The following is a 10958-nucleotide window of genomic DNA, read 5'->3' on the forward strand; positions in this document are numbered from 1 at the left end:
AGAGGTTGTATTTGCAGCAATGACGCATTCATGGCTGGCAGCCTTACTATTTGCCGAATGCAAGCTCTACGGTGCACACCGCACGGATGGAAGCGATTGGTGGGCACCCGCTTTCTATGGCTGTCCGTATCTGTATTGTTGGACCCGCGGCTGGGCGCAGCTTGAGGCTCAGCTGCGGTCTTATTTTAAAACGGAATAGTTAGATCAGCGCTTTTTCTACTGAGGCGGCCTTCGGGCGGCCTCCTTTGCGTCGCGCGCAAAAAAGTGACGGCTCGTCTATGCGATTCCGAATGTCGGCAGTTTGGCTTTTTTCTTTTCATTCCAAAAAAAGCCCTCGTCTCAGACGCCAGCTTGAGTAATTAGTGGCACCGGTGCTTTTTATGGATTTTGATTGCGCGCGTATGGCAGCAGGTGGGCTCGGTGCTTGGGAACATCGCTGTGGCCCCAGGAAAACTCCAAGTGACCTGCGACGTTGAGTGTGATCGTGAAAATTACGCAAAGTGTCGTACGAACGATGCGAGTTTTGATGGTCTTGTCGTCCGACTTCACCGGATCGCTCCTTAGTTGCGGAGCGACGCCACATGTTGGTGGCGTTCCAATGATTTTTCATTTGGTTGCCTCTCCTCGACGCGCGGTACCCCGCGTCAAAACATTAACTTTTTGGAAGAAAGGGCCCTGCCTTTCGGCCAGGGCAGGGAAAGACTGCTGAGCGCTATCTTTCCGGCCAAAACAAAGGCGGGTGCTGACAAAGCGCTGACGCACGAGCTTCCGGACGCTCTAGCCCAGCGCGTGTTCCTAACCTAATTCCGAAGGCTAACTTGTCAAGTTTCACTGTGTTAATGGGTCGCGCCACCTAACTAACGCGCACACCCCCCGAGAAGAAATCCTACACCCTCCGCCGTTCCGGGCTACCAAACGCCGCCGCGTAAAAAAACGGTCTCGGCCTTTGGGGTGAGCCGAGACCGTGGGAGGTATAACCACTCTGCCGGGGATCATGTCCGGCATGGCCGATCCTGCCGAGCCTCTGCCCCGGCGCGTTCACTTAAGTGAATGACGATCCGTGCGCGCGATTCAGGCGAATGAGGGCCGCATGATCCATCTTATCCTGAGTTGCATCTGCCCCGCCCACCAATCCAAGTGGTCCCGTGCCCGCGAGCAGGAACAAGCGCAATCGGTGGCGATTGTGCTCTGCAAAGGAGGAGCGCTGTGCCCATGCCCCACACGCCCCTGCCGCCCCAACTAACGGGCACAACAGTCGGGAATGAGCAGTTCAGGCGAGAGCTACGCGCGCTGGTCCACAGACACATCACGCCGTCAAGCAGCTTTATCGACTACTACTGCATGGCCGAGGATTTGGCGAAGAGGTGGAGCGTCTGGGACTAGAGATCAAGAAATTCTCGGACGAGGATGTTCTCACTTCAGCGCGAATGCTCCGGCATTGACGACCCACCTCACGCGCGCGACGCTCATCGCGCTAGGCGGCCATGCGGTCAGCGCCACACACTTCCTGACGGCACCGTCAGAAAGTTGACCCAGACTTCTAACGCGCGCACGGCTGCGAGAAATTCCTACACCCCTGTGCCGGGCGCTGCCTGGCCGTGGAGTCCCGACCCGCCGCGCCCGGCGACCGCGCGGTGTGCTGCAGCCGCGCTACTGATAACGCCTGCGCGGGCTGGTGGGTTTCTCGAAGACCGCCTCCGTTATAGGTGCCGGCCGCCGCATGGGGTGGACGAGACCAGGTGCGTAGGACTGCGGCAAATTCCGCGTGGGATGCGCGAAGTTGGGCAGCGCCAGAAGAAAAACCAGCGACAATCAATGCCGCCGAGGATGCGAGGGCGCGAAATCGCGCAGCATCAAATCCAGGTCCAGACTGCTTGCGAATGCGGCGTGTGCGTGCATGTATGTCGGCCGCCCCGGCTCGCGCGTCTGGCTGATTTTAAAAATTCCGCCCCGGGCCGACGTGATCGAGGGCGCGGCCCCGGGAACTAGCTGGGCACAAGCTCCCCGTCGTCTGCTGGGGCCGCGCTGCGGGCGGTGTGTCTCGCCCGCTGACCACGTAACGCGGGCCGCGCCGCTCTGGTTTCAGTCAGGTGCGCGGCATCATATTGCGGCCTTATACCGAAAACCCACCCGAAAATGCCGACTGATGCTCACGGATATCGTTCACGAATGTGCTCGGCGAAAGTCTGGCTTCGGGTATGATGCGGCGTCAAGTTTGGAGGCTGCAGTCATGGCGAGTTGGCGTTTATCTCCGGGTCAGCACCGATGGCCAGACCACCGAGAACCAGCGCCGCGAGCTGAGGCGGTTGCCTGCCCGCTCAGGCTGGGAGATCGTCGATATCTATGAGGATGCCGGCATCTCTGGTCGTAATGGTCGGGAGAAACGCCCTGGCTTTGAGGCTGCTCAAGGACGCCACATCGCGGCGTATCAACATGATCGCCGCCTGGTCCGTCGATCGGCTCGGCCGCAGTCTGCAGCACTTGGTCGGCTTCCTGAACGAATTACAGGCTCTCCACTGCAATCTATATCTGCATCAGCAGGCTATCGACACGACCACACCATCCGGTCGCCCACGTTCCAGAGGTGCGGCGTCTTCGCTGAGTTCGAGCGATCATGATCGTCGAGCGCGTCAATGCCGGGCTTACGAGGGCCAAGGCCGGCGGCATCAAGCTGGGCCGCGGCCACAAGAAGCCCGACAGCAAAGGCAAGGTCGAGCGGAGCGAGGACGAGAAGCGCTGGGGCATGAGCAGGCCCGAGCTGGAAAAGCGCATCCTGCGCCTCCACAAGGACGGCACGGGCATCCTGAAGATCGGTCGGGAGCTCGGCGTCGGCACGTCAGTCGTGCAGCGGGTGGTGAAGGAGCAGCCGCGCCCTTTCGAGGCAAGCGCCGCCTGAAGCGCGCCAAGTAGAGAGCACGCGACATCGAACCCCGCCCTCTGACGCGCGCGGCTTTGCTTTGATACATTGCGCGTCGGCCATCGAGCGCGAGAAATAGCCATGAAATCAGTCGGGAAACGATCCATCATCGTCGGCGGCCACAAGACCAGCGTCAGCCTGGAAGAGGCCTTCTGGAATGGCATGAAGGAGATCTCCAGCCGGCGCAGCATGACGCTGTCGGATCCGGTGGGTGAGATCGACCGTAACCGCCAGCACAATAACCTGTCGTCCGCGATACGCCTGTTCGTTCTCGACTACTTCAAGAACCGCGCCGAGCACAGCTAGTTCAATCATCGAAAAAGCGGTGGTGGTGCCGTTCGGCTTTACGAATGTGGCTGCGGCGAGCGGATTTGGGACGACTAACCGCCCAGCATCATGATAGCGGCGGTGAGACCCCGCCAGCGACAGCCAAGCCGATGAAAATGCGCTCGAAAAGATCCATCCGCGCGATCTCCACGGTTGGTCGCGATTTGCTGGGCGAGTATGATCATTTCCCAAATCGCCCCGGATGAGCTTTTTTGACTGGCTCCATTCGCTACAACATCTCGCCTGGCCGCCAAGATCGAGCATGTCGACCGGAGCCGCGGTGCTGATCGCGGTCCAGACGCAGGTGATCGCCCGCGAGGAGCGCTATCTCGAGGCGAAGTTCGGCGACGACTACCGCCGCTACAAGGCCGAGGTTCGCCGCTGGCTCTGACTATTCCGCAGCTGCCGCCTGCGGGGCCTTCTGATCGACAGGCGGGCAGGTGTCGTTGTTCGCAACTACAGGAGCATTCGCAATGCAGTTGACCGTCAACAGTAAGCGCTACGATCTGGACGTCGAACCGGAAATGCCGCTCCTTTGGGTGCTTCGAGACGAGCTGGGTATCTCGGGACCGAAGTATGGTTGCGGTGCGGGCCTTTGCGGTGCGTGCACCGTTCATATCGACGGTGCCGCGGTTCGCTCCTGCTCGATCAACGCTGGCGAGGTCCGCGGCAACATCATGACAATCGAGGGCCTGGGGACTCCGGCAAACCTGCATGTGGTTCAGCAGGCCTGGATCGAGCACCAGGTCGCGCAGTGCGGTTATTGTCAGTCCGGTCAAATGATGACTGCAGCGGCCCTGCTGTCCAAAACCCCCGATCCCTCGGACTCCGAAATCGCCGAAGCCATGGACGGAAATCTTTGTCGATGCGGGACTTACACGCGCATCCACAGCGCCGTCAAAACTGCCGCCCAGATGATGAAGGGAAATAACGTGGCTCGGCTCAAGACGATTGCAAGACGCACGTTCCTGATCGGCTCCGCTGCGATCGCCGGTGGCGTCGCCTTCGGCTATTACCGATTGCGCCAGGATCCTCCGAATCCGCTGCTCAAGGGTCTCAAGGCTGGGGAAGCCGCGATCACGCCCTACGTCCGCGTCGACGCAAAGGGCGTTACGCTCATCACTCCGCGCGCCGACAAGGGCCAAGGCGCGTATTCCATCCAGGCTCATCTGATTGCCGAAGAGCTTGACGTGGATCCGCACAAGGTTCGCATCGATCCTGGTCCACCAAGTCCGGCCTACTTCAACAGCCGGGTGATGGACGACAGCCTGCCGTTCTCTACGATCGACGATGGCATGATGGCGCGTGGGGCGCGGGGAGGGGCGAAGTGTTGAGCCGCGTTCTCGGTATGCAGATCACGGGGGGCTCGTCCACTGTACCCGACGGCTATCAAAAACTCCGCATGGCGGGCGCGGTCGCGCGCGAGACGTTGAAGGAGGCGGCGGCCAGAAGGTCGGGGGTGTCACGATCGCAATTGAAGACCAAGGACGGTCAGGTCATCTTGCCCGATGGCAAATCCCTCACATACGCGGAACTGGCCGCTGAGGCAGCGCAGCTTGCACCGGTGACCGATGTCACGCTCAGGCCGGAACAGGAGTGGCGCTACATCGGCAAGAAGATGCGCCGGATCGATATCGTCGCCAAGTCTACCGGTACGCAACAATACGGGATTGATATTCGTCCGGACCGGGTCGTGTACGCGACCGTCCGCGCCAACCCCGGTATGGGAGGCACGATCAAACGATACGATGCGCCAGCGCGGAGAAGATGAGAGGCGTCAAAAAAATCGTCCCCATCAAAGACGGCGTGGGCGTGATCGCTAACACCTGGAGAGCCTTTCAAGCTGCAGCCGCTATCAAGATCGAATGGAACGATCCTCCTTATCCGGCCGACTCGGCTGGAATGTGGAAGGTGCTGGAGAATTCATTCTCCAAAGACCAGCAGAACAGCCGGCTTCGCAATGACGGAGACGTCGACAAGGCGTTGGCCGGCTCGTCTAAGCCGATTGAGGCGGAGTATCGGACTCCATATCTGACCCACGCGCCGCTCGAGCCCATGAATGCGGTTGTGCTCTATACGAAGGAACGGCTCGACATCTGGACGGGAACGCAGATCCCGGTCTTCCTCCGTGGGCATGCGGCAAAGCTGACGAAACTGCCGGAAGAGAAGATCTACGTGCACGCTCAGCCGATCGGCGGCAGCTTCGGGGCACGACTCGACGACACCTATGCGTTGCAGGCGATCGAACTCGCGATGGCCATCGAAGATGTTCCAATCAAGATGACCTGGAGCCGTGAAGAGAACATGGCGCACGACTATCCGCGTCCGATCCAGCTCTCGCGCGCCAAGGGAACGGTTCGCGATGGCATGGTCGAGAGCATGAGCATCGATGTGGCCGGACAATCGATGGGAGCGTCCTGGTTCAACCGACTGCAGGCGCCCGTGCCTCCCGGCCCCGATGTATGGTCTCAACGATGCTAGAGTAGAATTGCGCTGATCCTCTTGGGATCCGACGTGAACGGACGGTGCGCTTACGGACTGCCGCCCGTTGATTTGGAGATTGAAATACTGAAATTGGAATACTTGAGCCCTTGTGTCCCGCCCTCGGACACATTCCAAAGTACGTTGGGCATGGTTGCTTTGACACACTACCCTCCGTCCAATGAATTGGAGGCGGGTCTCTTTCTAGTCACAACTGTTGTCGTGCGGGTTCGCTGAGGGCCGGTAACGACGTTTCGACACGGAAAAATGTTAATGCGGTGTGAGCGGCTTCACATCTGGTCAGGCCGTGTGGCCGCAGTGTGACCGCATGTTCTGTTTTCAATTTAGCCTTTCGAGGGGTTAGATTGCCATGAGGCCGAACACGCCGTCCAAATATGCCCTGGCGCATTGTTCGATAGGATGGCGCCGTAGCACTCTCATTATTGCGACGCTCTTCACGGCGTGGATGGCTTTGTTCGCAAGCGAAGCTCGCGCGCAATGCACGGCGCGAGACGTCCTGTCGAACCGACTGAGGTCCGAGAAGACTCCATTAACGAGCACGCCAAGAAGTCCCATCAGATCTGCCGCCGAAGCTTCGATGTGGAAGACAATCAAAGTCGGTACCTTTGCAGATCCCTTGGCCCTCACTAACGCGTTGCATGCAGCCGGTTGTGGGATCGGAGACGCGGCCGAGGCGCACGGCCATGCCAAGAACAGGCTCATACACCGCAGCATGTGAAGCGTCGCCACGTGCCTTTGCGGTCTCGAAATGATAGATTCATTCTGAATAGCAATTGTTGTTCGAACGTGAGGTCCTTGGCTCCAGTCTCCCCAAGAATGTGATCGGTCAGGCCTGCGAGCCAGACATGGTCAAGTTTAAAGGGGCTCGGGGCGACACGATATCAGCCGGGCCGAAAGTCCAAAGGATGGGAGGACAAGCGATGAGGACAAAATACACGCGACGAACAATTCTTCGGAGCGCTGCGTCCGGCGGCGTTACCTTGGCGTTGGGCACCTCCGCTTCTCTCGCTCAGCCCGAGCCGCAGAGGCCAAACATCGTATTCATCGTCGCCGACGACATGGGTTACGCGGATATTTCATGCAACGGTCGACGCGACTTCATGACGCCGAACATCGATCGCATTGCCATGCAGGGTGCGCGTTTTTCCCAAGCGTACGCCAACTCGCCGGTTTGCACGGCATCGCGCGTTGCTATCATAACAGGCCGGTACCAAGCCAGATTGCCGGTTGGAATGGAAGAGCCGATTACGCGAGTCACAAAACCAGGCATTGGCGTGCCGCCAGAGCATCCGACTTTGCCGTCGCTTCTGAAGAAGGTCGGTTACGGCACGACGCTGGTCGGCAAGTGGCACCTCGGCAACCTGCCTGAATTTAGTCCTTTGAGGAGCGGCTATGACCATTTTTACGGCTATAGAAGCGGCGCGGTTGACTATTTCCTCCACGTCGACACGGAGGGCAAGCCGGATCTTTGGGACGAAGACCAACCAGTATCTCAAACCGGCTATATGACTACCCTTCTTGGCGATCGGGCGGTGAAGATCATTGAAGATTATGCACGTGCGGACCAGCGGTTTCTCCTTAGTCTTCATTTCAGCGCCCCCCACTGGCCTTGGGAAGGTCCGGAGGACCAAGCCGAGGCCGAGCGTCTTGGAGGACGCAATCTGTTCCACCTTGACGGCGGTTCGAGCGAGACGTATCGGCGGATGATACTTGCACTCGACGATCAGGTTGGACGCGTCTTGAAGGCGCTAGACGACCACGACCTGGCCAGCAACACGATCGTGATTTTTACCAGCGACAATGGCGGCGAACGCTTTTCCGACACTTGGCCCTTCAGTGGGCGTAAGACGGAGCTTTTGGAGGGTGGTCTGCGCATTCCTGCCCTCGTCTCCTGGCCCGCGCGCATCCCCGCGGGCCTCGTTAGCCAGCAGGTGACCGCGAATATGGACTGGCTTCCAACGCTGCTTGCCGCAGCCGGCGCGGCACAAGATCCGGCCTATCCATCGGACGGGATGAATCTGCTGCCACAGCTTTCGGAGGGCGCGCCTCCGGTGGAGCGGCGGTTGTTTTGGCGCTACAAGGCGCTCTGGCAGCGTGCCGCGCGCATCGGGGACTGGAAATATCTAAAGATTCTCGACAATACATTTCTGTTCAACGTTGCCGACGATCCGATGGAGCGCGCTAATCTGAAAGAGCGGCGCAAGGATATCTACGATCGTCTCGTCGCCGAATGGAACAAGTGGAATGCGACCATGCTGCCAGAAACCGCCACGAGTTTCACCTATAACAATACGGGCAAACAATGGGTCGATCGACCGGGCGCAAAACCAGTGACACTCGACCCGGATCCAGCGCTCGATTGAGCCCGCACCTTCGAATGAAGGCCGGCCTTCCAATCGCTCTAGCCGCTGATCGATTTTCACCGCGCAACAAGCCGAAGGTGATCGGTTGGCGGCCCTGTTCAGCCGCCTTAAGGTCGGCGAATCCAAAAACTGCTGCTGCGCTTGATGCCCTTGGGCCCGCCGCACGGCGGGACCTTGGAGCGAATCCAGGGCCTGTGCATTTGAGAAAGACGCAGCGAGTGTCCTGTTGTTCGAAAACGGCAGTGCAGATGGGCGAGCACCAATGACCGATCTGCTGCCCATAGCCGGACATGGTACGTTCAACCGTTGTTCGGCTCTGGGCCATCAGAAGGCCTCAGTCGATAATTTCGGCTCCCACAAGGAGAGACGGTGGGATCGTGATGCCAAGCGCTTTGGCCGTCCTCATATTGATGGTTAAGTCGAAATGCGTGGGACCTTGGAAGGGTAACTCGCCCGCGCGCGCGCCATTGAACAAGCGCTCTACATAGCTCGCTGCCTGCTGGCTAAGTTCTCTAAGACTTGGACCATAGCCAATCAGCAGACCTTGCTGTGCGCTCTCGCGAAAGCCTCCAATGGTCGGTAATCCGGCTCTCGCCGAAAGCGCGGCGAGTGCTTCGCTGTCGCGAAATAGCTCCGGGGTAGGCACGATCACGAGGGCTTCCACGCCATGCGCGCGCATCGTATCAAACGAGGCTGCGTACTCATTCGGGCTTTCGACCCAGATTTCGACCAACTCAAGTCCGATCTCGGCAGCGGCCTTGTGCAAGAGCGGTAACCCCCCTTCCACGAGCTTGCGATGGTTTGACATCACTGCAATGCGATGCACCGACGGCAGGGCCTCATGAAGCTGGGACAGACGCTTGATCTCGAGTTCCGAGGCGATAAGGCAAACACCCGTGATATTGCCGCCGGGGTGCGCCCAGCTCTCGGCCACGCCGGCGCCGACTGGGTCTTGACCCATTGGTGCGGCGACAATCGGAATTGTGCTCGTCGCTTCGCGAGCGGCATGGAGCGCCCAATCGGACGTGGCGACGATGACATCGGGCTTATCGCCAACCAGCGCCTGCGCGAGTGCCGGCATTTGCTCCTCCGTACCCAGACGAACATCAAGGACTAAGTTACGACCTTCGACGAAGCCGTGGGTCGCCAAGTAGGGCAGTATGATAGAACCGACAGCGCCACCGCCAGCGGACCCCGGGTGCGTGAGCACACCCAAGTGCCAAACCCGTTCTGTGGCTTCCGAATATCCCGGCGAAAGCAAGGCCAGCACCGCGCAAATGAGCACTGCCCGCCTCATGCGAAATCTCCCCTGTGGCTCTGCCGCAATGAACTCGCGTCGTCTCATGTCCCCCGCCCCTGCGCCAAGCCTAGCAATAACCGATCGCTAGTTTCAAACTAGCACATTGGAAACCGGCTGGATAACGAGGGACAGGGTCGGTTTTCGGAAGCGCTGGCCCCTCGCCGACGACGACCGCTCAGAGTCAAAATGCGAAGAATTCAGTGTGAGCAAATCTGGTCCGCTATATCCCAACCAGACCTCGACGAGGCGCGCGGTCATTCGGGTAATGGGGGACTCATGCATCGCAGCAAAAGGGACGCTATTCGATCACCCCGTCGGCACGGGCCAGCAGCGTCGCGGGAAGTCCGATGCCAAGCTCCTTCGCGGTCTTGAGGTTGATGAAACAATTCAAACTTTGTCGGCTGCTCGACCGGCAGGTCGGCTGGCGTGACACCCTTGAGGATTTTATCCACGTACTCGCCGCTTAACCGGAAGAAGTCGGTGATGTCGGCTCCATAGGACATCAGGCCACCCAATTGCACAAACTCCTTGCCCATTGCGATTAGCGGCAGCCGGAGCTTTGCGGCGAAGTCGACAATGCGTTTTCGCTCGGCGAAAAGCATCGGGCTGGGAAATACCATAAGGGCATCAGCTCTCTCATCGGCGATCGCGGAGAACGCCTTATCCAATTCGTCAGGATCCCGCGCACCAACAAAACGAACCTGCAAGTCTAAGGTCTGAGCTGCCCCTTCGGCCTCACTCATCATATCGTTCATCGTGCGCGTGCCATATGCACCGGGATGCCAGAGGGCCGCTACTATGATAACTGTGGCAAGCGCTTCCTTGAGCAGAGCCAAACGCTTAGGGACGAGCTGTGCAACAAGCCCATCACCAACGGGATCCATCACGGGAAAAACAATCGGGATTGTTGTGGTCGCTTGCTGTACGGCACGACCAGCTACCGAGTTTGAAGCCATGATGACGTCGAGATTGAGACTAACAAGTTCGTTGGCCAACGCCGGAAACCGCTCGATCTTCGAGTTCGCCGCTCTGACCTCCACAATTACGTTCTGACCCTCGATGTAGCCGTGTTCGCGTAAGCCTTGGTAAAAAGCGTTGAGAATTGTGCGCGTCTCGGGAGATTCAAGCGACGGCGTGACCAGGAAACCTATCCGCGCGACCTTCCTTGGCTGCTGTGCTTTCGCCGCAATCGAGCATGTCGCAGCGCCCGCAAATGCCGCGATGAAATCACGTCGGCGCATATCCCCGTCCTAGCTTAGACAATAGCGTGCGAAAATTTAGCATATTGGAACCAGTCAGTAGGTGTTTTAGCGAAGCCGCAAGGCGTTATGCGTACACAGTCTAGCACTACTTTGGCAGATTGTCGGTTTTGCCGTGCTTTATAGGATTCCCGAATCAATTTTTCAATGATTCATGGGTGGTCGGCTCTTGGAGGGCTGACCATGGCGGGATGGGAAGACGAACTTGAACGCTGGCTGATGCCGTTCTTGGACCGGCTGGGTCATAAGACTCGGCAGCGGATGTGTCCTCTGTATGTTGCGGGACTGAT

Annotated in this window: 8 protein-coding genes and 4 pseudogenes; 10 read left to right on the plus strand and 2 right to left on the minus strand. The window is 58.9% G+C overall.

Annotated features, from left to right (window positions below; translation table 11 throughout):
• The 9 genes and pseudogenes from SO140_RS44475 to SO140_RS44515 all read left to right on the plus strand — a co-directional run.
• Positions 1–199 (plus strand): hypothetical protein (locus tag SO140_RS44475; protein WP_498544093.1); only part of this gene is annotated, 199 nt, incomplete at its 5' end.
• Between the two features lie 2002 nt (positions 200–2201).
• Positions 2202–2552 (plus strand): annotated as a pseudogene (locus SO140_RS44480) (recombinase family protein); the annotation flags it as partial.
• Positions 2434–2910, plus strand: a complete 477-nt coding sequence (locus SO140_RS44485) for a recombinase family protein (RefSeq protein WP_474803279.1) — start codon at positions 2434–2436, stop codon at positions 2908–2910. The pseudogene SO140_RS44480 and the gene SO140_RS44485, both read left to right, overlap by 119 nt.
• 88 nt (positions 2911–2998) lie before the next feature.
• Entirely contained in the window at positions 2999–3223 is a 225-nt protein-coding gene (locus SO140_RS44490; protein WP_474803282.1) for a ribbon-helix-helix domain-containing protein, read from the plus strand.
• A 301-nt stretch (positions 3224–3524) separates the two neighbouring features.
• Positions 3525–3635, plus strand: a pseudogene (locus SO140_RS44495) (methyltransferase family protein); the annotation flags it as partial.
• Between the two features lie 82 nt (positions 3636–3717).
• Positions 3718–4161 (plus strand): annotated as a pseudogene (locus SO140_RS44500) ((2Fe-2S)-binding protein); the annotation flags it as partial.
• Between the two features lie 413 nt (positions 4162–4574).
• Positions 4575–5015, plus strand: coding sequence for a hypothetical protein (locus SO140_RS44505; protein WP_474803285.1), 441 nt, complete (start codon positions 4575–4577; stop codon positions 5013–5015).
• Positions 5016–5155: 140 nt separating this feature from the next.
• Positions 5156–5725 (plus strand): molybdopterin cofactor-binding domain-containing protein, encoded by a 570-nt coding sequence (locus SO140_RS44510; protein ID WP_498544094.1) that lies wholly within the window; start codon positions 5156–5158, stop codon positions 5723–5725.
• A 941-nt stretch (positions 5726–6666) separates the two neighbouring features.
• Positions 6667–8109 carry a sulfatase family protein gene (locus SO140_RS44515; RefSeq protein ID WP_474803291.1) on the plus strand — a complete coding sequence of 481 codons (1443 nt, stop codon included), beginning with the start codon at positions 6667–6669 and terminating at the stop codon, positions 8107–8109.
• Positions 8110–8443: 334 nt separating this feature from the next.
• Here SO140_RS44515 and SO140_RS44520 read toward each other — a convergent pair whose 3' ends face one another.
• Both SO140_RS44520 and SO140_RS44525 read right to left on the minus strand, forming a co-directional pair.
• Positions 8444–9406, minus strand: a complete 963-nt coding sequence (locus SO140_RS44520) for an ABC transporter substrate-binding protein (protein WP_474803294.1) — start codon at positions 9404–9406, stop codon at positions 8444–8446.
• A gap of 257 nt (positions 9407–9663) precedes the next feature.
• Positions 9664–10650 (minus strand): ABC transporter substrate-binding protein, encoded by a 987-nt coding sequence (locus SO140_RS44525; protein ID WP_474803297.1) that lies wholly within the window; start codon positions 10648–10650, stop codon positions 9664–9666.
• A 165-nt stretch (positions 10651–10815) separates the two neighbouring features.
• Between SO140_RS44525 and SO140_RS44530 the strand changes: the two are divergent.
• A pseudogene (locus SO140_RS44530) lies at positions 10816–10958 on the plus strand (IS701 family transposase); the annotation flags it as partial.

Source organism: Bradyrhizobium sp. UFLA05-108, assembly GCF_059803455.1.